The 20,044-nt window shown below is 35.8% G+C and carries 22 protein-coding genes; 14 read left to right on the top strand and 8 right to left on the bottom strand.

The features are described 5' to 3' along the window. The first annotated feature begins 330 nt into the window (after positions 1-330). Positions 331-495, top strand: a complete 165-nt coding sequence (locus ABF281_RS03420) for a hypothetical protein (protein WP_347180299.1) — start codon at positions 331-333, stop codon at positions 493-495. A gap of 54 nt (positions 496-549) precedes the next feature. Here the strand turns inward: ABF281_RS03420 and ABF281_RS03415 are convergent, their stop codons facing one another. Then, a complete protein-coding gene (locus ABF281_RS03415; RefSeq protein WP_347180298.1) occupies positions 550-1,140 on the bottom strand; it encodes a riboflavin synthase in 591 nt (196 codons plus the stop codon). 50 nt (positions 1,141-1,190) lie between these two features. On the opposite strand from ABF281_RS03415, the gene pdxA reads away from it, so the two are divergent. From pdxA to ABF281_RS03350, 13 genes are all read left to right on the top strand, one after another. Then, a complete protein-coding gene (gene pdxA / locus ABF281_RS03410; RefSeq protein WP_347180297.1) occupies positions 1,191-2,228 on the top strand; it encodes a 4-hydroxythreonine-4-phosphate dehydrogenase PdxA in 1,038 nt (345 codons plus the stop codon). A 73-nt stretch (positions 2,229-2,301) separates the two neighbouring features. Then, positions 2,302-2,826, top strand: coding sequence for a DUF177 domain-containing protein (locus ABF281_RS03405; RefSeq protein ID WP_347180296.1), 525 nt, complete (start codon positions 2,302-2,304; stop codon positions 2,824-2,826). Between the two features lie 12 nt (positions 2,827-2,838). Further along, positions 2,839-3,033: a 50S ribosomal protein L32 gene (gene rpmF / locus ABF281_RS03400; protein ID WP_347180295.1), complete on the top strand. Its 195-nt coding sequence runs from the start codon at positions 2,839-2,841 to the stop codon at positions 3,031-3,033. A gap of 166 nt (positions 3,034-3,199) precedes the next feature. Beyond that, on the top strand, positions 3,200-4,201 hold the full coding sequence (locus ABF281_RS03395) for a beta-ketoacyl-ACP synthase III (RefSeq protein ID WP_347180294.1): 1,002 nt from the start codon (positions 3,200-3,202) through the stop codon (positions 4,199-4,201). A gap of 29 nt (positions 4,202-4,230) precedes the next feature. Further along, on the top strand, positions 4,231-4,719 hold the full coding sequence (gene accB, locus ABF281_RS03390) for an acetyl-CoA carboxylase biotin carboxyl carrier protein (RefSeq protein ID WP_347180293.1): 489 nt from the start codon (positions 4,231-4,233) through the stop codon (positions 4,717-4,719). 52 nt (positions 4,720-4,771) lie between these two features. Continuing rightward, a complete protein-coding gene (accC, locus tag ABF281_RS03385) occupies positions 4,772-6,118 on the top strand; it encodes an acetyl-CoA carboxylase biotin carboxylase subunit (protein WP_347180292.1) in 1,347 nt (448 codons plus the stop codon). Between the two features lie 63 nt (positions 6,119-6,181). Next, positions 6,182-7,135, top strand: coding sequence for an asparaginase domain-containing protein (locus tag ABF281_RS03380; RefSeq protein ID WP_347180291.1), 954 nt, complete (start codon positions 6,182-6,184; stop codon positions 7,133-7,135). Between the two features lie 107 nt (positions 7,136-7,242). After that, positions 7,243-8,070: a MotA/TolQ/ExbB proton channel family protein gene (locus tag ABF281_RS03375; protein WP_347180290.1), complete on the top strand. Its 828-nt coding sequence runs from the start codon at positions 7,243-7,245 to the stop codon at positions 8,068-8,070. Between the two features lie 8 nt (positions 8,071-8,078). Next, positions 8,079-8,519, top strand: a complete 441-nt coding sequence (locus ABF281_RS03370) for a hypothetical protein (protein ID WP_347180289.1) — start codon at positions 8,079-8,081, stop codon at positions 8,517-8,519. Positions 8,520-8,528: 9 nt separating this feature from the next. Beyond that, positions 8,529-9,149: a biopolymer transporter ExbD gene (locus tag ABF281_RS03365; RefSeq protein WP_347180288.1), complete on the top strand. Its 621-nt coding sequence runs from the start codon at positions 8,529-8,531 to the stop codon at positions 9,147-9,149. 8 nt (positions 9,150-9,157) lie between these two features. Next, entirely contained in the window at positions 9,158-9,631 is a 474-nt protein-coding gene (locus ABF281_RS03360) for a biopolymer transporter ExbD (RefSeq protein WP_347180287.1), read from the top strand. 512 nt (positions 9,632-10,143) lie between these two features. Continuing rightward, positions 10,144-11,436 (top strand): phosphopyruvate hydratase, encoded by a 1,293-nt coding sequence (eno, locus tag ABF281_RS03355; RefSeq protein WP_347180286.1) that lies wholly within the window; start codon positions 10,144-10,146, stop codon positions 11,434-11,436. 123 nt (positions 11,437-11,559) lie between these two features. Next, on the top strand, positions 11,560-12,039 hold the full coding sequence (locus ABF281_RS03350) for a GNAT family N-acetyltransferase (RefSeq protein ID WP_347180285.1): 480 nt from the start codon (positions 11,560-11,562) through the stop codon (positions 12,037-12,039). Positions 12,040-12,092: 53 nt separating this feature from the next. On the opposite strand, the gene ABF281_RS03345 is transcribed toward ABF281_RS03350, so the two are convergent. The 7 genes from ABF281_RS03345 to ABF281_RS03315 all read right to left on the bottom strand — a co-directional run. Next, entirely contained in the window at positions 12,093-12,701 is a 609-nt protein-coding gene (locus ABF281_RS03345; protein WP_347180284.1) for a superoxide dismutase, read from the bottom strand. A gap of 93 nt (positions 12,702-12,794) precedes the next feature. Then, positions 12,795-14,153: a mannosyltransferase gene (locus ABF281_RS03340; RefSeq protein ID WP_347180283.1), complete on the bottom strand. Its 1,359-nt coding sequence runs from the start codon at positions 14,151-14,153 to the stop codon at positions 12,795-12,797. A gap of 50 nt (positions 14,154-14,203) precedes the next feature. Further along, a complete protein-coding gene (locus ABF281_RS03335) occupies positions 14,204-15,727 on the bottom strand; it encodes a cellulose synthase family protein (protein ID WP_347180300.1) in 1,524 nt (507 codons plus the stop codon). A 98-nt stretch (positions 15,728-15,825) separates the two neighbouring features. After that, entirely contained in the window at positions 15,826-16,518 is a 693-nt protein-coding gene (locus ABF281_RS03330) for a glycosyltransferase family 2 protein (protein ID WP_347180282.1), read from the bottom strand. Next, the gene (locus ABF281_RS03325; protein WP_347180281.1) at positions 16,511-18,136 is read right to left on the bottom strand and encodes a 4Fe-4S dicluster domain-containing protein; all 1,626 of its coding nucleotides are present in this window, start codon (positions 18,134-18,136) and stop codon (positions 16,511-16,513) included. Before ABF281_RS03325 ends, ABF281_RS03330 begins: the two co-directional genes overlap by 8 nt. After that, the gene (locus ABF281_RS03320; protein ID WP_347180280.1) at positions 18,133-19,500 is read right to left on the bottom strand and encodes an FAD-dependent oxidoreductase; all 1,368 of its coding nucleotides are present in this window, start codon (positions 19,498-19,500) and stop codon (positions 18,133-18,135) included. The genes ABF281_RS03325 and ABF281_RS03320 overlap by 4 nt, the downstream gene beginning before the upstream one ends. Before the next feature lie 299 nt (positions 19,501-19,799). After that, the coding region (locus ABF281_RS03315; protein WP_347180279.1) for a T9SS type A sorting domain-containing protein at positions 19,800-20,044 on the bottom strand (245 nt) is incomplete at its 5' end.

Below are 20,044 nucleotides of genomic sequence, written 5' to 3'. Positions count from 1 at the left end.
ATTGGAGTTTTAATTGGTGTTTTTTTGGATAATATAGGATTGTGGTTGTCTCTAGGGTTGGCTTTTGGTTGCTGTCTTGAGTACAATAAAAAATCTAAAAATGACAAGTAGAGTTCTATAAAAGACTTTGTGAGGATTCTCAAACCAAAAAAATATTTATAGATGTTTATAATCTAAGTCATATATTTTGTTTTTTATTAAAAAAACTTTGATTTATTATGTTTATCCTAGGGATTAAGTCTTTTTTTTATTATAATTGAAATATGAATTAATTTTTTTGTGAAAAATTAAAAAAAAATGCATATTTGCATGTGTTTATGATTTAGATAGATGAAAAGACTAAAAATATTTTTTTTATTGATGTTTGTTACGGTGTCAGCTTTGGTAAATGCCCAAGGGCCTCCGCCTCCGCCACCAGGGCTCTCTATTGATATGGGGCTAGGCTTCCTGTTTGCAGCAGCTCTAGGATTGGTGATAAAGAAAATAAAGAACTAACTATAAATAAAAAACCCACTACATTCCTTTAGTGGGTTTTTTGGTGGGTATAGTTTAGTTGTTGTATTGTGAGATTTTTTTTACGTATTTACCCAAGACATCAAATTCTAAATTCACCTTCGTATCTATTTTGTATTGATTGAAACGAGTGTGTTCATAAGTGTAGGGTATAATGGCTACAGAAAAAGTATTTTCTCCAGAATCTATGACGGTAAGGCTGGTTCCATCAATGGTTATAGATCCCTTTTCAATCGTTAGGTTTCCTAAATTTTTGTCATACTCAAAGCTAAATAGCCAACTCCCATTTTCATTTTCAATATTTGTACAGATTCCAACTTGATCAACATGTCCCTGTACGATGTGTCCATCTAGTCGATCACCAAGCTTCATGGCTCTTTCTAAATTGATATTATCGTCAATTTTCAAAGTGTTTAGATTTGTTTTTTTTAAGGTTTCATCAATCGCTGTGACCGTATACTCATCATGGTCTATGTCTACCACGGTAAGACAAACTCCATTGTGTGCAACACTTTGGTCAATCTTAAGTTCACGGGTAATGTTTGATGAAATAGTTATGTCTAAGTTGGTCTCACTAGATACAATTTTTTTTACAATTCCCGACGTTTCAATAATTCCTGTAAACATGATGTATATGATTTTAAATGACTAATTTTGTAGTCCAAAAGTAATATATAATGATTGAAAATCGTATAATTAGAGTAGGAATCTCTGTTGGTGATTTGAATGGTGTAGGGATAGAGTTGATTTTAAAAACATTTGAGGATAAAAGAATATATGAGTTGTGTACTCCTGTTGTTTATGCATCAGAGAAAGTGATGTCTTTTTATAAGAAGCAGTTAAAATTCAATTACCCTTTGAATTTTATATCAGATGCAAAAGGGATTGAAAGAGGAAAGTTAAATGTTGTAAAGGTTTGGGACGATGTAGTGGATTTAAGCCCAGGAACGCCAACGCAAGTGTCTGGACAGAAAGCATTTGAATCTTTGTCTGCAGCTACAGATGCTTTAAACAATGCAGATGTTGACGTGCTTTTGACTTGCCCGATAAGCAAAGAAAATATTCAGTCGGATACCTTTAGTTTTCCAGGACATACAGAATACTTAGAGTCAAAAATACAAGGAGAGAGTTTGATGATTTTGATGTCACATAGCATTAAAATGGGCTTGGTTACAGGTCATATTCCAGTAGCTCAAGTTTCAGAAGCACTCAACAAGGACCTCATTTGTAAGAAAATAGATATTATGTACGAATCATTGTTGCAAGATTTTGGTGTCACCAAACCTAGGATTGCTGTTTTGGGATTGAATCCTCATTGTGGTGATCATGGTGTGATCGGTAAAGAAGATGATGAATTGATTCGTCCAATAGTAGCAGAATATCAAGAAAAAGGACAGATAGTTTATGGTCCATATGCGGCTGATGGTTTTTTTGGAAATCAATCGTATTTAAAATTTGATGCTGTGATTTCTATGTTTCATGACCAAGGTTTGGTCGGATTTAAAGCCGTATCTTTTGGGGAAGGAGTTAATTTTACAGCTGGGTTGAGCAAAGTGAGGGTTTCTCCCGATCATGGGACAGCTTTCGATCTTGCCGGAGAAGGAAAGAGTAGTGTTTCTTCGTTTAAGGAGGCACTCTATCAGGGTGTAGCCATCCTTAAAAAAAGAGAAGAGTACAAGAAATTGTCAGGAAACAAACTAAAGACCAAAAAATAACAAATTAATCATTTAGTTTGCGAATCAATAAAATCTTTTTGTATCTTTGCCCGCTCAAATTGATGTTTTTTAGATGAAGACACTTAGTGAATTTAGGATACCTTTTGTTGGGTTGAAAGAAGGAAAACACCAATTTGATTTTCAGATTGACAAGAAGTTCTTTGATGCTTTTGAATATGATGAATTTGAAGAAGTTGATTTCAAGATTAGCCTAGCGTTAACCAAAAAGTCAACTTTATTAGAGTTAGATTTTGTTGTTGATGGAACCGTAAATGTTCCCTGTGATTTGACAGCAGAAGAATTTGATTTAGAAGTTAGTGGTGCATTTACATTGATTGTAAAGTTTGGAGAAACGTTCAATAACGATCTTGAAGATTTATTGGTTTTGCCACACGATGCATATCAAGTAGAAGTACAACAATATATATATGAGCTAATTGTATTGTCTGTACCCCAGAAAAGAATAAAGCCAGGAGCCCAAAGAACGGCGTCTGCTAGCGACAAAAATGTGACAAAAAAGCTCGAGAAAAAGAACTCAGGAACAAAACAAAACGATCCAAGATGGGATCAGTTAAAACAATTATTAGATAAAAAATAAAAATTTATAGCCATGGCACATCCAAAGAGAAAAATCTCAAAAACAAGAAGAGATAAAAGAAGAACTCATTATAAAGCTGTAGCTCCACAAATTGCTGTAGACCCAACTACTGGAGAAGCACATTTGTACCATAGAGCACACTGGAACGAAGGTAAGTTATACTACAGAGGTCAAGTAGTTATTGATTCGGCTGAAGTAGAAGCATAGTTAATCCATTTTACAAGTATTAACAAAGAAACCCTCATTTTATGAGGGTTTCTTTGTTGATTTGAATGAATTTGAATAAAAAAGGGGTCTTTTTAATCATTATTTAGAAATAAATTTTATTACTTTGGTCCTCACTATTGTTTAAAGATTTCTTAACAATCTATTTATGACAAAGATTAATGCTGCTATCACAGCTGTTGGAAAATATGTTCCAGATGATGTGCTGACTAACAAAGAGTTAGAGAAAATTGTAGAAACCAATGACGAGTGGATAACCACGCGTACAGGGATCAAAGAAAGGAGAATCTTAAAAGACAAAGACAAACCTACTTCCTATTTGGCCATCAAAGCCGCAGAAGATTTGATTCAAAAAAAAGGACTAGATCCTAAAGAAATTGATTTGGTTTTGGTTGGTACTGCCACACCAGATATGAACGTTGCCTCAACTGCAGTGCATGTAGCTACTCAGATAGGAGCAATAAATGCTTTTGGTTATGATTTACAGGCAGCATGTTCAAGCTTTTTGTATGCTATGTCTACTGCAGCATCTTACATAGAGTCAGGGAGATATAAAAAAGTATTGATCATAGGAGCAGATAAAATGTCTTCCATTATTGATTACGAAGATAGAGCGACATGTATCATTTTTGGTGATGGTGCTGGAGCAGCCCTGTTTGAACCAAATACAGAAGGTTTGGGTCTGCAAGATGAGTATTTGCGAAGTGATGGAATTGGAAGAGAGTTTTTAAAGATGGAAGCTGGAGGTTCTTTGAATCCAGCCTCACACGAGACAGTAGATAAAAAACAACACTTTATTAGGCAAGAAGGACGAACGGTATTCAAATATGCAGTTTCCAATATGGCAGATGCAGCAGTAAAGGTTTTAGAGAGAAACAACTTAACGAATGATGATGTAGATTGGTTGGCAGCTCATCAAGCGAATACAAGAATCATTGAGGCTACAGCCAACAGAATAGATTTAGATAAAGACAAGGTTATGATGAATATCCAATACTATGGAAATACAACATCAGGAACCTTGCCGTTATTGTTAGCAGATTACGAAAAACAATTAAAAAAAGGAGACAATGTAATATTTGCTGCTTTTGGCGGTGGGTTTACTTGGGGAGCTACTTATTTAAAGTGGGCCTATGACTCAAAAAATTAATAAAAAGAATACGCAATTAATATAAGATTATGGAATTAAAAGACATTCAGAATTTAATTAAATTCGTTGCTAGATCAGGCGCAAACGAAGTAAAGTTAGAGATGGAAGATATTAAAATCACCATCAAAACTGGAGAAGGTAAAACAGAAACAACTATTTTACAGCATGCCGCACCGCTTTCTATGGCAACCGCACCAATAGCGCAAGCACCAGTAGAAGTAGCAGCACCAGCAGCTCCCGCAGCTCCAGCACCAGCAGCAGCTGATGAAGATTCAAAGTATCTTACGATAACTTCACCAATGATTGGTACTTTTTACAGAAAACCATCTCCAGACAAGCCATTGTTTGTTGAGGTTGGAGATACTGTTCAAGGAGATTCTGTTGTTTGTGTTATTGAAGCCATGAAGTTGTTCAATGAAATAGAATCAGAGGTATCTGGTAAAATAGTGAAAATACTAGTAGAAGACAGTACTCCAGTAGAGTTTGGACAACCATTGTTTTTAGTAGACCCATCGTAAATTAACGAATCGGTTATAAAATATAAGTACATAACGACTATAAAGAAATACAATGTTTAAAAAAATATTAATAGCCAATCGTGGTGAGATCGCTTTACGTGTCATTAGAACATGTAAAGAAATAGGGATCAAAACGGTAGCAGTTTATTCCACTGCAGATCAAGATAGTTTGCATGTGCGTTTCGCTGATGAGGCAGTTTGTATTGGGCCCGCTCCAAGTTCAGCTTCATATTTAAATATGGTTAATATCATTGCAGCGGCTGAAATCACCAATGCTGATGCTATCCATCCAGGGTATGGTTTCTTGTCTGAAAACGCTAAGTTTTCTAAGCTATGTCAAGATCACGATATTAAATTTATAGGTGCAAGTCCAGAGATGATTGATCGTATGGGGGATAAAGCTAATGCTAAGTCTACTATGATTGCTGCAGGGGTGCCTTGTGTACCAGGTAGTGAAGGAGTCATTAATGATTTTGAAGAATGTGAAAAACTAGCTGTAGAGACAGGTTATCCTGTCATGCTTAAGGCTTCTGCTGGAGGTGGTGGTAAAGGTATGCGTGCGGTTTGGAAACCAGAAGAACTAAAAGACGCTTGGGATTCTGCTCGTCATGAATCAAAAGCAGCTTTTGGTAATGATGACATGTATATGGAAAAGCTCATCGAAGAGCCACGCCATATCGAAATTCAAATCATAGGAGATTCTTTTGGTAAAGCGTGTCATTTGTCAGAAAGAGACTGCTCTGTTCAAAGACGCCATCAAAAGTTGACCGAAGAAACACCTTCGCCATTCATGACTGACGAGTTAAGGAATGCGATGGGAAAAGCTGCAGTTGCCGCAGCAGAATATATAAAATACGAAGGAGCAGGTACAGTTGAGTTTTTGGTAGATAAACACAGGAACTTTTATTTCATGGAAATGAATACACGTATTCAAGTAGAGCACCCAATTACAGAAGAGGTGGTTGATTTTGACTTGATTCGTGAACAAATTTCTGTAGCGTCAGGAATAGCAATTTCAGGAAAAAACTACTTGCCAAAACTTCATTCAATTGAGTGTAGGATAAATGCTGAAGACCCTTTTGCAGGGTTTAGACCAGCACCAGGAAAGATTACTTCATTTCATGCCCCAGGAGGTCATGGTGTTCGTTTGGACACACATGTATATGCGGGATACACGATTCCACCTAATTATGATTCAATGATTGCAAAGTTAATTTGTACTGCGCAAACTAGAGATGAAGCCATTGGGAAAATGAAACGTGCTTTAGATGAATTTATCATCGAAGGAATAAAGACAACAATTCCTTTCCACCGTCAGTTGATGGATCATCCAGATTATATTGAAGGTAATTATACTACAAAATTCATGGAAGATTTCGTGATAGAGAAGAAGGTTTAATTCTATTAAATACAGAAAAAAAAGAGCACTACACAGTGCTCTTTTTTTTGTACATTCATTCCAATGAAAATATTAATAATATATACCGGTGGAACCATTGGTATGGTCAAGGATAATTTGTCAAAAGCATTAAAGCCAGGAGGGGTTAATGGAATAGACACGTTTTTGAAGCTTGAAAATTTAGATCAATATTGTGAGACCTTGTCAATCAAAGAGCCCATAGATTCTTCAAGTTTTGATCAGCGATATTATACCGAGTTGAGTTCCTTAATTAAAGATAAATATTACAATTATGATTCGTTTTTAATCCTAATGGGAACAGATACCATGGCTTATGTGAGTTCTTTGTTGAGTTTTTGTATTTCAGGTTTGTCTAAACCTATATTGTTTACTGGGGGGCAAAAATCATTGTACGAACAAAAATCAGATAGTATTGGTAACTTAAAAGAAGCCATAGTTGGATTGAAAAACAATAGTTTTCCCAATGAGGTAGGGGTTTATTTTGCAAAACAATGGCATAGAGCAGTAGCTGTCACCAAACAACATTCAAGTGATTCAGACGCATACGAATCTACCATGGACGTCCATTATGTTCCAGATATTGGAGTAGATTTTGATATCTGTACAGAAATTTCAAATACTGTGGCAATTTTAAAGCTAACGCCTTTTGACAGTGAGTTGGGCCTGCTTGCGCTTTTAAAAGAGGAGAAAATCAATGCTATTGTACTAGAAGTTTTTGGAGCAGGTAACCTACCCAATTTATCAGACCGGCTCACAACCATCATGGAACAACGAATGCGTCAAGGTTTAAAAGTTGTGGTTACTTCACAATGTGCCTATGGTGATTTAGATACAGGAAGGTATCACTCAGGTTCAAAGCTTTCATCATTAGGGTTTTTGGAGGCCGGTGGCATGACCAAAGAATCCATTGTTGCAAAAATCTTGTTCCTTCTAGAAAAGAATTTAAGCACAAATGAGTTCAGTTCAATGTTTCAAAAAAAAATAAGAGGTGAGTAGTTATTTATTAATAATATTTAGCAATCTAATATTTTTTAAAGTAAACAATTTTTTGTTACTTGCTCAACGTTTATCAATTATCATTAATAGTATTAATTAGAATAGAAATGAAAAAATTTTTTAGTATCCTATCTATCGTGGGATTAATGTTTTTAGGAAATTCAGTTGCGTTTGCACAAGAAGAAGAAGTAGTTACTGTAGATTCTACAAGTGTAGCAGCAACAGAAGAAGTTGTTGGTGAAGAAGTACAACCTGTTTCAGAGGCACCAGCTGTTGTGGAAGAAGAAGTTGCTCCAAAGGCAGAACCTACTTTTCACCAAGTGTTAAAACAACGTTTTATTGAGGGTGGAGCTGAGTTTATGGGGATTGTATTGGTAGCTTTAATCTTAGGATTGGCTATTGCCATTGAAAGAATCATCTATTTAAACTTTGCCACAACAAACACAAAAAAATTCGTAACTGACGTAGACGAAGCATTAGCTTCTGGGGGTGTAGATGCTGCAAAAGAATTATGTAGAAATACCAAAGGCCCTATTGCTTCTATTTTCTTTCAAGGTTTGGATAGATCATCAGAAGGAATCGACGCTGCTGAAAAGGCTGTTGTCGGGTATGGAGGTGTACAAATGGGATTGTTGGAGAAAAACATTTCTTGGCTTTCTTTATTTATTGCCTTAGCACCGATGTTAGGATTTATGGGAACTGTAATTGGTATGATCGATGCATTTGATGCGATTCAAGTAGCGGGAGATATCAATCCAGCAGTAGTAGCAGGAGGGATTAAAGTAGCCTTATTGACAACTGTATTTGGATTGGTCGTAGCCATTATATTACAAGTATTTTACAATATCATCGTTGCAAAAGTAGATAGTATTGTAAACAAAATGGAAGATGCTTCTATTTCTTTAATTGACTTATTAGTTAAATACAAAAAATAATATTCATTATGAGTAGTAAATTATCAAAATTTTTAACCGCATTAATTGCCGTTATTGCCGTTATTGCTGCTGTATTGTTTATCAATGTATTTATTGCTGAAGAAGACGAATTGTATGCTAAAGTTAATCCTTTAGTAGATTTTTCAGCATGGTTATTATACATTACACTTGCTGTAACAGCAGTGTTCTCCGTGGTCAATATATTTAAGCACCCAGAAGAAATAAAAAAGATAGCAATCAACGTAGCCATTCTAGCCATTGTTTATTTTGTGTCCTATTTTACGGCTTCTGATGCTGCGGTATTAGACGTACAAGGACAAATATTAGAAGGTGGTGAATCTGGATCAGTATCAAAACTAATCAGTACAATCATTAACTTTAGTATTTACTTAGGAGTTATTGCCATAGCAGCTGTTGGTTTGGGTACGGTTAAAACCGCAATTAAATAAAACTGATTTATGGCAAGAAGAGAAAATAGTGAAATTAATGCAGGTTCAATGGCAGATATTGCTTTCTTGCTGCTTATCTTTTTCTTGGTAACAACAACTATGGATACCGATTCTGGTATTCTGAGAAAATTACCTGAAGAACAACCAGACAATGTAGAGGCTCCTCCAGTCAAAAAGAGAAATATTTTTGAAGTAAACATCAATCGTTTTGATGAAATACTTGTAGAGGATGAAGAAGCTACCGTTGCAGACATCAGACAATTGGCTATAGATTTTATAGACAATGGTGCTGGTAAAAGCACAGAAGGGCAACCCTGTAATTATTGTGAAGGAGAAAAATCAGATTCATCTTCTGAACATCCCGCAAAAGCAATTATTTCAGTTCAAACTGCCCAAACAACATCATATGGAATTTATATTTCAGTTCAAAATGAGTTGTTGGCAGCCTATACAGAGTTAAGAAATAGATATGCAAAAAAATATCTAAAAGGAAAGTATCAAGGTATTATGTATTCTGATTTGATAAAACTTCAAAAAGCAGATGTAGAAAATCCTGATTTAGATGCTGCAATTTCGCAAATTAGAAAAGCATATCCTGAGATATTATCGGATGCAGAACCTATAAAATAATAAGCATTATGTCAAAGTTTGGAAAAAAGAAAAAAGAAGTGCCTGCAGTGAATACTGCAGCATTACCGGATATTGTTTTTATGCTATTGTTTTTCTTTATGGTGTCTACGACGATGCGTGAGACTTCTTTATTGATACAAAAACCGAAGTTGCCAAGTGCAACAGAAGTAAAGAAGTTAGAACACAAAAGTCTAGTAAGTACTATTTATGTAGGAAAAGCAATAAATCTTTCTGAGGGTAAAGGAGACAAAATTCAATTGAATGATAAAATTTCAACTGTGAATGATGTAACTAATTTTATCTTCTCTGAGAGAGATAAGCATGATGCTGAAGAGCAAAGAGCAATGGTTACTTCTATCAAAGCAGATTTAAAAACTAATGTAGGAACGATATCTGATATCAAACATGAGCTTAGATCTGTAAAAGCTTTAAAAGTAAGTTACTCCTCCAGTTCTGGAGATGTATCTAACAATTTAAAATAATAAAAAAAGCAGTGCTCTAAGCACTGCTTTTTTTATAGATGTAAGTTTCGAGCTTTAGCAGTTTTACCCCTAATGATGAAGATTTCTGTTTGAATGATAACCATTGAAGAACTCGTAAGGTGCGAAGTTAGCCTTTGTTAATCTCCCTGATAAACTTTAATAGCGAATGTCCAATGACAACAAATTTGCTATGTTCTTGATTGAAGGTAAATTTGAAACGTAAAGTAGGTCTTTACAAAGAAAGTAAGTATCCCTGCAAATTTCTAGGAATCATTTCATTCTAGTGCTAGTCGTATCCTTTTGAACTTTGTATTTTGTCTAATGACGTCTAATCCATTTTCTTAGCGGATAAATCTCACAAAATGTTCATCTACAATCTAGGAGTTTTTATCCTAAAAAGGTCCAACGAATAGGTTTTCGAAAATTATTTATGATATGTTATTATTCCTTTTTTAGGTTGTGTATATTGCACACCGATACAAATTAAAATAAACAAATTAAATACAACAAATATGAGCGTTATAGTTAATATTCACGCAAGACAAATCTTTGATTCAAGAGGTAACCCTACTGTAGAAGTAGACGTAGTCACAGAAAATGGAATTTTAGGGAGAGCAATTGTACCTTCTGGAGCCTCAACGGGTGAACATGAAGCTGTAGAGTTAAGAGATGGTGGTGCTGACTTTATGGGTAAAGGTGTTTTGAACGCTGTTAAAAACGTAAATACATTATTAGCTGAAGAATTGATAGGTTTCTCTGTTTTTGAACAGAATGCTATTGATAAGGCGATGATCGACTTAGATGGTACACCAAACAAAGCAAAGTTAGGGGCTAACGCTATTTTAGGAGTTTCTCTAGCAGTCGCAAAAGCTGCTGCTAACGAATTAGACATGCCTTTATATCGTTATGTTGGAGGAGTTTCTGCAAATACTTTACCTGTTCCAATGATGAACATTGTGAATGGTGGTTCTCACTCTGATGCACCAATTGCTTTTCAAGAGTTTATGATTATGCCTGTTAAAGCAAAGGATTTTACAGAAGCTTTAAAAATGGGTACTGAGATTTTTCATAACCTAGCAAAAATATTACATGGGCGTAACCTATCTACTGCTGTAGGTGATGAAGGAGGATTCGCTCCGACTTTTGAAGGTACTGAAGATGCCATCGAGACTGTATTGTCTGCGATTGAAAAAGCAGGTTACAAGCCTGGAGATGAAGTTATGTTAGCATTAGATTGTGCTGCTGCTGAATTCTACGAAGGAGGAAAGTACAACTATGCAAAATTTGAAGGAGAAGGTGGTGCTGTACGTTCTTCTAAAGAGCAAGCAGAGTATTTAGCAGAATTGTCAGTTAAATATCCGATCATATCTATTGAAGATGGAATGGATGAAAATGACTGGGATGGATGGAAATACTTAACCGAATTGGTTGGAGATAAAGTTCAGTTGGTTGGTGATGATTTATTTGTAACCAATGTTGAGCGCTTGTCTACAGGTATCGACAAGGGAATCGCTAATTCTATTTTGATTAAGGTAAACCAGATTGGTACTTTAACAGAAACTATTGCAGCAGTAAACATGGCGCACAATGCGGGTTATACTTCTGTAATGTCACACCGTTCTGGTGAGACAGAAGACACAACTATTGCTGATTTGGCTGTGGCATTAAACACAGGTCAAATCAAAACAGGTTCTGCTTCTCGTTCAGACCGTATGGCAAAATACAATCAATTGATCAGAATTGAAGAAGAGTTAGGAGAGGTAGCTTATTTCCCTCAAACCAAAGCTTTCAAAGTGAATAGATAGTTAGCTGTTCCACACATATAAAAAAAGCATTCCATATTATGGAATGCTTTTTTTTATGTGTGATGTTTTTTTTCTCTCTATTGATGCTTATCTTTAAGTTACTTAACACCTAATTTAACCCTAATGAATACACTTATCAGAAAAGGAACAGTTGAAGATGCACCGGTGATATTTTCTTTGATCACAGAATTAGCGCTCTTTGAAAATGAGCCCGAAGCAGTTGATATTACCCTACAAGACCTTGTACAAGATGGTTTTGGTGCGTGTCCTTTATTTGAAGTATTTGTTGCCGAGTTGGAAGATACTGTCGTTGGTATGGCACTATTTTATCATCGTTATTCTACATGGAAAGGTAGAACAATCCATTTAGAAGACTTGATTGTTAAAGAGGAGCATAGAGGTAAAGGGCTTGGACGACTATTGTACGATGAAGTTTTAAAGTATGCTCAGCAACAAAAAGTAAGAAGGGTAGAATGGTGTGTGTTAGATTGGAATATTCCTGCTATTGATTTTTATAAGGGGTCAGGCGCAGAGGTTTTAGACTGTTGGAGAGTTGTTCAAATATCAGAAGGTCCCCTTCATCAGTATGTGAGTAAAATATAAAAAAATCCCAAATCAATTAAGATTTGGGATTTTGTATGTAAGCAAGTGGCTTATTATTTAGCCGCCTCGTAGTTTGCTGAAACAGCGTCCCAATTGATAACATTAAAAAATGCATTGATATAATCAGGTCTTCTATTTTGGTAGTTTAAATAGTAAGCATGTTCCCATACATCAAGTCCTAATATCGGTTGATTACCACATGTTACTCCTGGCATTAATGGGTTGTCTTGGTTTGGTGTAGAGCAAACATTTACAGCTCCACCTTTGGCTACACATAACCAAGCCCATCCAGATCCAAACTGAGTGGCAGCAGCGTTAGAAAACGCATCCTTGAAAGCTTCAAAAGATCCAAAAGCAGTGTCAATAGCTGTGGCTAATGCTCCAGATGGTGTGCCTCCTCCATTAGGAGACATAACAGACCAGAACAAGTTGTGGTTATAAAAACCGCCACCATTGTTACGAACTGCTCCGTTGTTCATATCCAATCCGCGTAAAATCTCTTCTATAGATTTTCCTGCTAAATCCGTTCCTTCAACAGCTCCGTTTAGTTTAGCTGTATAAGCTGCGTGGTGCTTTCCATGGTGTATCTCCATGGTTTTTGTGTCAATATTTGGTTCTAATGCATCTGTTGCATATGGTAAATTTGGTAATTCAAATGCCATCTTGTAAGTGTTTTAGTTGATTATGATTCAAAGATAAATAACTATTTTTTTGTTTAAGAAGATTTGTAAGAATATTTGTTAATTAGAATTGATTTAAGAATCAGTTGAAGAATTTGATAGACTCTCTATGTTTTTAGTCCTTTTCATTTTTGTGCTTGTTAACTTTTTATTTGAGAAGAGATCAATCGATAAGCAACCCAACACAAAAAGATACTCCATTCCGACCAACCACATGTTTTCTTCATAGTTCTTGTGGGTGTAGGCACTGTAGCTAAGTACAACTAGATAGGACCAAAAAAGTGGAAATTTTATGGAGGTGAATACGCTTAAAAACAAAGGAATTGCGATGTACCATGGATGTACAACACTCGATAAAAAATAATAACAGCTAATCACCCAAAGCATACTGACGATTAAGACTTTTTTGTCTTTGTTGTTTCTAAAGAAAGAAAAAAGGGTGAGGAGCAACAAGATCAAAAAAGGAGAGATTTTACCTATCGTATGGATCATGTTATATCCTTTTGTCCAATATCCAATTTCTCGGATAACATAATAGAGACTTGCGTTAAACTCAAATCTTTGAAAATATAAGGTCAGACTAGACATAAAGTTGTCTATTAAACTTTGATTTAGAAAAGGAAGAAAGAAGATCAAGTTGATCAATATTATGATAGATCCATAGATTAAGAATTTTTGAATCCCTAATTTTTTATAAAAGATTGGGAGAAAGATCAAAGGAATTAATTTTATAGATATTGCCCCGGCGAGTAACATGGAAGATAGGTAGTATCTAGTTTTTAAGAAATAGTAGAGGCTAGCGGCTAAAAAAGCAATCATCATACCTTCATAATGTAAATTGCCTGAAAGTTCAATGATGATAAAAGGATTGATGAAGTATAACAGTATTTTTCTTCGGTCCAACTTTAATATGTCTAAAATTTTTAGACTAAAAAATAGCGTTACTACATCTGATAGGACAAGTGTAATTCTCAAAATTACAGTACTCGTTATGATACCATTTTTGTAAAATAAGGCAGGAATGGTAAAGGCAAATTGGTTCAGTGGTGGGTAGCAAGTGTAGTGACTTGCGTTCATGCTTCCCATTCCTTTTATGAGTGCCTCTCCATTTGTCATCAGTTCCCCATTGTTCTGAGGCAAAACCAAATACGGATTTGTCCCCTCAAGAAACATGTTACCATCCCATAAAAACCTATAAAAATCATCGGAAAGATTGGGAATGGCAAATAGCAATATCAGTCTAAAAAGGAGGCCCGCGAATATGATACTTCTAAAATTAAGATGGCTGTAACGATAGATCAGAATAAATCCAATAAAAAGTAAAGTGTAATAAGTGAATACTTTAAAAAAATCTGTTCTCTGTGTTGTGTAGGCAAACAAATAATAAGCAATACAACAAAGCAAAATGACTAACAAAGTATGTTTGTTAGTCATTTTAAATGATTGAATTGTTTGTCTCATATTGGTTTGCAGCAAGCCTTTCATCAGACTTTTTTAAATACTGAAGTGTAAAAAATAAAGCCAAACCCTAAGCATAACATCGTATGAAAGATTAGAAGCCCACTGTCAAATGGATTGTACCAGACATCACAAGGAATCAAACCAAACATACAATCTTTATCATAGGTCTTGATTTCATTTTTTCCAATGTACCTCACCAACCAAGCGCTTGCGATACCAAATAAAAAGTATAGACTTAGCAGTCCTTCGTAAATCACATTTTTTGAAGGTTTGTTTCGGATGTAGATGTTTTTTTTCCACCCATCGATAGATTTAATATTGAATTTAGGAGTTCTTACAAATTCGCTTCGCTTCCCTCTGTGTCCTTCCAGAACAGCTCCGGAGTTGTTCAAAGATAATCCCATGGCTACACTAAAGAAAGTAAAAAAGGTTCTCGTGTATGAGATGAATCCTTTTATCCCTGATTTTTTTTGAACATCCTTAAACATATACCAATAGCAAATAAAAAAGAGTAGTGTGCTAACGCCAAAAAAGCTCATGGCGATAAAGTAACCCTTAAAATCATCAAAGTAATTTTTGATATAAAGCATCGGTACACTTAAGACACCAACAATAAAAACGTTCAAAAACATGGTGCTATTTAAAAGATGAAGTACACAATGTGCTTTGGTTTTAAAGGATAAATCAGAGTGCATGATTTTCTTAAACATTTTTTGAAAATTTTCTGCACCGCCTTTATTCCATCGAAACTGTTGTGTCCTTGCCGCACTAATGACTACGGGCAGTTCTGCCGGAGTTTCAACATCTACTAAATATTTAAATTGCCAACCTTTTAGTTGGGCACGGTAGCTTAGATCTAAATCTTCGGTTAAGGTATCTCCTTCCCAGTTTCCTGCTTCGTAAATACATTCTTTTCTCCAAACGCCTGCAGTACCATTGAAGTTGATGAAATGCCCTTTAGAATTTCTTCCCATTTGTTCCAGGGTGAAATGAGCATCCAAAGCAAAAGCTTGAATTTTAGTCAATAATGAATAATTTCTGTTGATATGACCCCAACGGGTTTGAACAACTCCAATTTTAGCATCTTTAAAATAAGGTATCGTTTTGTGCAGCCAATTAGATTCAGGCAAAAAATCAGAATCAAAAATAGCAATGAATTCACCTTTGGCTATGGCTAGACCTTCTTTTAATGCTCCTGCTTTGAATCCGATTCTATTGGTTCTTGTAAGGTGAACAATATTCAATCCTTCAGCAGCCAATTTGTTAATTCTTTCTTTTGTTTTCGCTACCGTATCATCAGTGGAATCATCCAAAACTTGAATTTCTAACTTTTCCCTCGGGTAGTCTAGCAAAGCGATATTGGCCAACAAGCGTTTCATGACGTATTTTTCATTGTAAACAGGTAGTTGTATCGTTACGAATGGCACCTCATCTGGGTTGTCAAAATTGAATTTATCGGCTTTTTTTTCTTGATGTTTAGCTTCTTTTTTAGCCTTTAGGTAGTTGATCAATAAGTTCAACTGAGCCAGGGAATAAAAGAAAACCATAACCAGTGAAACAATATAGATCACCAAAAGGAAACAACTTAAAAGATATAAAATATCGTCAGTGGGTTTTACAAATGTAAAGGAGATAGGGTATAACATTACTTTAAACTATATTTGAAGATCCAACTTAAAATTTTTATTCCAGCAAAGATAGTTCCTTTTATGGTACCAGACACTTTTGAGACCCCTATTCTTTCTCTGTATTTGACGGGTACTTCTGTGTACCTAAAGTTATTTTTTATAGCTTTTAATTGCATTTCAACCGTCCACCCATAAGTTTTATCGCTCATGTTTAAAGAAAGTAACTTTTGGTATTTTATTGCTCTAAAAGGACCTAGGTCTGTAAAATTAGCGTTGAATAATAGTTTCATTAAAAACGTTGCTAGCCAGTTTCCGAATATTTGTTGTGGGGTTATCGCGTGTTTTCCTCTTTCAGCATTATTTCTTGACCCGATGACTAGGTCCATATCATTTTTTAGTATAGGCTGAATGACCTCTGTAATTTGTTCAGGAAAATCAGAATAGTCTCCATCTAAAAAAACAATGATATCTGGATTCAAATTGTTTTGCGCGACATACTCCATACCTTTTAGGCAGGCATATCCATAACCCATTGAAGGCTCAAACAATACTGTTGCCCCTGCGGATTTGGCAACCCCAGCGGTTCCGTCAGTAGAATTATTGCTGACTACAATCACTTCTTGTACGATGGTTTTAGGAATATCATCGATCACATATTTGATAGATTGCTCCTCGTTAAAGGCAGGAATAATGACGATAATTTTACTCATTTGATGGGTTGTTTTTAGCCATGGTCAATATATCGATATCGTTTCCCAAAAGAATGTCTTTGACTTCGGTCCTTGAAGCACCAGTGTCTTTGCCATTTTCTAATTTTAAAACCCCTCGAGGGCATACCGCAGCACATACCCCACAACCGACACAAGAAGAACGGACAATATTTTGTCCTTTCTGTGCATAGGATCTTACATCTATTCCTTGCTCACAATAGGTAGAGCAATTTCCACAAGAAATACATTGACCGCCGTTGGTGGTGATTCGAAATCGAGATTTAAATCTTTGAACCCATCCCATATAAGCCGCCAAGGGGCAACCAAAACGGCACCAAACTCTATTACCAAGTATCGGGTAAAATCCTGTTCCAATCACTCCTGAAAAAACAGAGCCAATAAAAAAGCCATACCAGTTTTGTATGTCATAGCCAGAAATGCCAAAGGCAACTTCTTTCCAACTTGGAATTTCTAAGAAGTAAAGGTACAAGGTCAGACCCGTCATCAAAATGGCAAAACCCAAAACACCATGAATAAGCCAACGCTCTATTTTCCATGAAAACAAAGATTTGTTAGACAACTGTCGGTAAGGATCTCCCAGGGTTTCTGCCAAACCTCCACAACCACAGACCCAAGAGCAATACCATCTTTTACCGTAAAAGTAAACCATGATAGGAACTATTAATACGGTTAAAACAATCCCCCACACAAACATGAAAATCCCAAATTTTCCACTGCTTATCAATCCATCGATACTCCAATCAAAGAAAAATGAATAATTGAGTGGCCAAGCATTTTTAAAATCAAACCAAGGTTGATTGAAGGCTTCTAAGAGTTCAGGAATTAAAAAAGCAAAAGTGATTTGAAAAAACAACACCACTACTGTTCTTAAGATTTGATAGCGATTGTGACGGTATTTGATTAACATTCTGACGGCAAAAACACTCATCACTGCGCAATACATGCAACCGTACAAAAACCATTGACTGGCTTCTTTGTTGTTCAGAAATTGTTTGATTCCATTGACTGCTAGAATTGGGTTGACAATATAATTGGGAAAAAAATACAATACAACGTAAAAGGCGATAAAAAAAAGAGCAGTGATCATACCTATAAGACCTCTATTGGTGGCGCTATGCTGAAAAATCCCGTTGTTCTTGATTCCTGCTGGCCCTAGTAATTTATAGTCTGGGATAAATACAAGCAAGCCCCCAATAATACTCAAACCAAAAGTTAGAAAAAACCAAAGAACGGGATGACTTTTAAACCAACCCGTTGCGCTTTTTCTAATCAATGGATAAATGTAATTTTTGGAAGTTTTGCTCCATTTTAAGGGGATGATTTTTGACCATTCAATCTTTTTTTGATTTTTGAGCTGTGTATTCGATGCTTTGGCATTGTTAATAATAATTTTAGAAAGTCTCCATGAATTTAGTTCACGGTTGATAAGATCATGTCTTGTCTTTTCTATGAACAGGTTACTTTTAATGTTCTTGTCAATGATCCATTGATCGAAATCTTTTGGCTTCACTTGGTAGGTTCCAGTAAAAACACTCCCTATAAAAAAGGCAAAGCCCAAATAAGTGAGTAGGTATCCTATGTTTTTGATCTTTTTCATTTGTTTTGCTTGTCTGTTGTGCGGGTATAGTTTTGCAAAGTGGAGAAAATTTGTGTCCAATTTTTCTTTCTTGTTTTGAGGCTGGTCCCGTTTTCAAAGTTAAATTTCTCAAGAATATCAGCTTCATGTTTGGTATAGAACTCGGGGTCAAAATTGGCTTCTTCTAGGTGTGTCAATACCTCATCAATCTTTTGTTTTTCTTGTAACCATTTGTCAAACACCTCATGTCGCATTCGTATGCCTAAAGTGTTCACTCCAATAATTTCTTGTGTGTTTTTGTCGTAACTGAAATGGATACACTTTTTACCGTCTTTGTGCTCCCAGTAAAAACGAGTCTCGTTTTCTTTTGGTTGGGCCCAAACCCATCCGTAGGTTTGGTATTCAATGTCCAAAAATTTGGCTGAGTTGAACCAGTGCCCCGGACGGTAAGGAGTAGGAGTTACACATAGGGTTCTTGCGACTGTTTCTCCCATCATTCGACCCGTGTACCAAACAGCTTCTATGGGTCTTCGTTCTCCAATACTTTTGTGTTGTTGGGCACAATCCCCAATTGCGTAGATGTTTGGAATGTTGGTTCTTAAGTAACTGTCTACGAGCACACCTCTATCCAAAGCAATTCCCGAATCTTTTAAAAAGTTTATATTTGGACTCACTCCTGCAGTCAACCCCACTATATTACACGGAATACTTTCGCCTTTATCTGTTACAATGCTTTTGACTCTACCATCTTCATCCGAAATGATTTCTGACAAACTGGTTTCTAGTCGCAAGTCTATATGGTGTTCTCTGAGGTGTCGGTTGATCATGGCAGACTCGCCAGGAGGAAGTACTTTGTTCCAAAAACTAGTTTCACGTACCAAAAAGGTAACGGGGATGTCTTTTGACATTAGCATTTCTGCCATTTCAATTCCAATCAATCCACCGCCAACAATAACGGCGTGTTTGCCATCTTGACTATATTTGGTGAGGGTCTCTAAATCTTGTTTGGAGTATAGGCCAGTCACTGCTTTTAAATCTTGACCAGGCCAACCAAACTTATTGGGTTTTGATCCAGTGGCAATAATCAAATCATCAAAAGGTAAAACTTCCCCATGGTCAAGAAACAATTCTTTTGTTTTAGGATTTACCTGGGTAACGAAAGCTTTGATCAATTCTATTCGGTTTTTTTTCCAAAACCATTTTTCATAGGGTTGAGTGTCCTTGAATCTTAGATGCCCCATAAAAACATACATCAATGCGGTTCTAGAAAAAAAATAATCACTTTCTCCAGAAATAATAGTGATGCGGTGGTTCGACTTTTTTCTGATGTGCCTAGCCGCTGTCACTCCTGAAATTCCGTTACCAATGATAATGATATTTTTCATGCCATTAATTTTAAACAATTTACAATTATTCTATTACAAAAAAGAAGAAGAGCTATAAAAAAAGAACGCTTTTGTAGTGGGAAAAGGATAGGCGTAAAAACGGTTTTTTTTACACTTCAGAAGAAACCAAGTGAGGCTGATTTTGTAGGATGATCTTCATATTATTATTGTTGAAGCTCTTGGTTTTAGGAGATGTAAAAAAATAACAAATAAAACCCCAGGATAAAAAAAGACAAATAAACTAAAATGAAAAAACCAATGTAGTCTCATTTTCCCAGGGCTTGATTTTGAAAAATAACTTATTTCACAAACTTTTTAGTGATTTCGCCTTTCTGGGTTTTGCATACAGCAATATATAACCCCGATGGCAAATGAGCAATGACCACACGAGCTCCAGAATTCATGGCAACGATACGCCCAGTAACATCTATGACTCGGATTTGTGTGATGATCTCTTGCCCATAAGACACGTGGAGTTGCTCCTTAGTAAGTTCTAGGAGGAGTGCTTCTTTTGAAAGACCATTTGTACTTAGATTTTCGTCTT

This window comes from Wenyingzhuangia sp. (genome assembly GCF_039768515.1).
Taxonomy (GTDB): Bacteria; Bacteroidota; Bacteroidia; order Flavobacteriales; family Flavobacteriaceae; genus Wenyingzhuangia.
This window is presented reverse-complemented; position numbering and strand designations above follow the sequence as displayed.

Coding starts and splice junctions, on each gene's coding strand:
- ABF281_RS03415 (WP_347180298.1), bottom strand. CDS start 1,140: ATGTTTACAGGAATTATTGAAACGTCGGGAATTGTAAAAAAAATTGTA.
- ABF281_RS03405 (WP_347180296.1), top strand. CDS start 2,302: ATGAAGACACTTAGTGAATTTAGGATACCTTTTGTTGGGTTGAAAGAA.
- ABF281_RS03340 (WP_347180283.1), bottom strand. CDS start 14,153: ATGACTAACAAACATACTTTGTTAGTCATTTTGCTTTGTTGTATTGCT.
- ABF281_RS03335 (WP_347180300.1), bottom strand. CDS start 15,727: ATGGTTTTCTTTTATTCCCTGGCTCAGTTGAACTTATTGATCAACTAC.
- ABF281_RS03345 (WP_347180284.1), bottom strand. CDS start 12,701: ATGGCATTTGAATTACCAAATTTACCATATGCAACAGATGCATTAGAA.
- ABF281_RS03395 (WP_347180294.1), top strand. CDS start 3,200: ATGACAAAGATTAATGCTGCTATCACAGCTGTTGGAAAATATGTTCCA.
- pdxA (WP_347180297.1), top strand. CDS start 1,191: ATGATTGAAAATCGTATAATTAGAGTAGGAATCTCTGTTGGTGATTTG.
- ABF281_RS03325 (WP_347180281.1), bottom strand. CDS start 18,136: ATGAAAAAGATCAAAAACATAGGATACCTACTCACTTATTTGGGCTTT.
- eno (WP_347180286.1), top strand. CDS start 10,144: ATGAGCGTTATAGTTAATATTCACGCAAGACAAATCTTTGATTCAAGA.
- ABF281_RS03380 (WP_347180291.1), top strand. CDS start 6,182: ATGAAAATATTAATAATATATACCGGTGGAACCATTGGTATGGTCAAG.
- rpmF (WP_347180295.1), top strand. CDS start 2,839: ATGGCACATCCAAAGAGAAAAATCTCAAAAACAAGAAGAGATAAAAGA.
- ABF281_RS03320 (WP_347180280.1), bottom strand. CDS start 19,500: ATGAAAAATATCATTATCATTGGTAACGGAATTTCAGGAGTGACAGCG.
- ABF281_RS03350 (WP_347180285.1), top strand. CDS start 11,560: ATGAATACACTTATCAGAAAAGGAACAGTTGAAGATGCACCGGTGATA.
- accC (WP_347180292.1), top strand. CDS start 4,772: ATGTTTAAAAAAATATTAATAGCCAATCGTGGTGAGATCGCTTTACGT.
- ABF281_RS03375 (WP_347180290.1), top strand. CDS start 7,243: ATGAAAAAATTTTTTAGTATCCTATCTATCGTGGGATTAATGTTTTTA.
- ABF281_RS03330 (WP_347180282.1), bottom strand. CDS start 16,518: ATGAGTAAAATTATCGTCATTATTCCTGCCTTTAACGAGGAGCAATCT.
- ABF281_RS03420 (WP_347180299.1), top strand. CDS start 331: ATGAAAAGACTAAAAATATTTTTTTTATTGATGTTTGTTACGGTGTCA.
- ABF281_RS03360 (WP_347180287.1), top strand. CDS start 9,158: ATGTCAAAGTTTGGAAAAAAGAAAAAAGAAGTGCCTGCAGTGAATACT.
- ABF281_RS03370 (WP_347180289.1), top strand. CDS start 8,079: ATGAGTAGTAAATTATCAAAATTTTTAACCGCATTAATTGCCGTTATT.
- ABF281_RS03365 (WP_347180288.1), top strand. CDS start 8,529: ATGGCAAGAAGAGAAAATAGTGAAATTAATGCAGGTTCAATGGCAGAT.
- accB (WP_347180293.1), top strand. CDS start 4,231: ATGGAATTAAAAGACATTCAGAATTTAATTAAATTCGTTGCTAGATCA.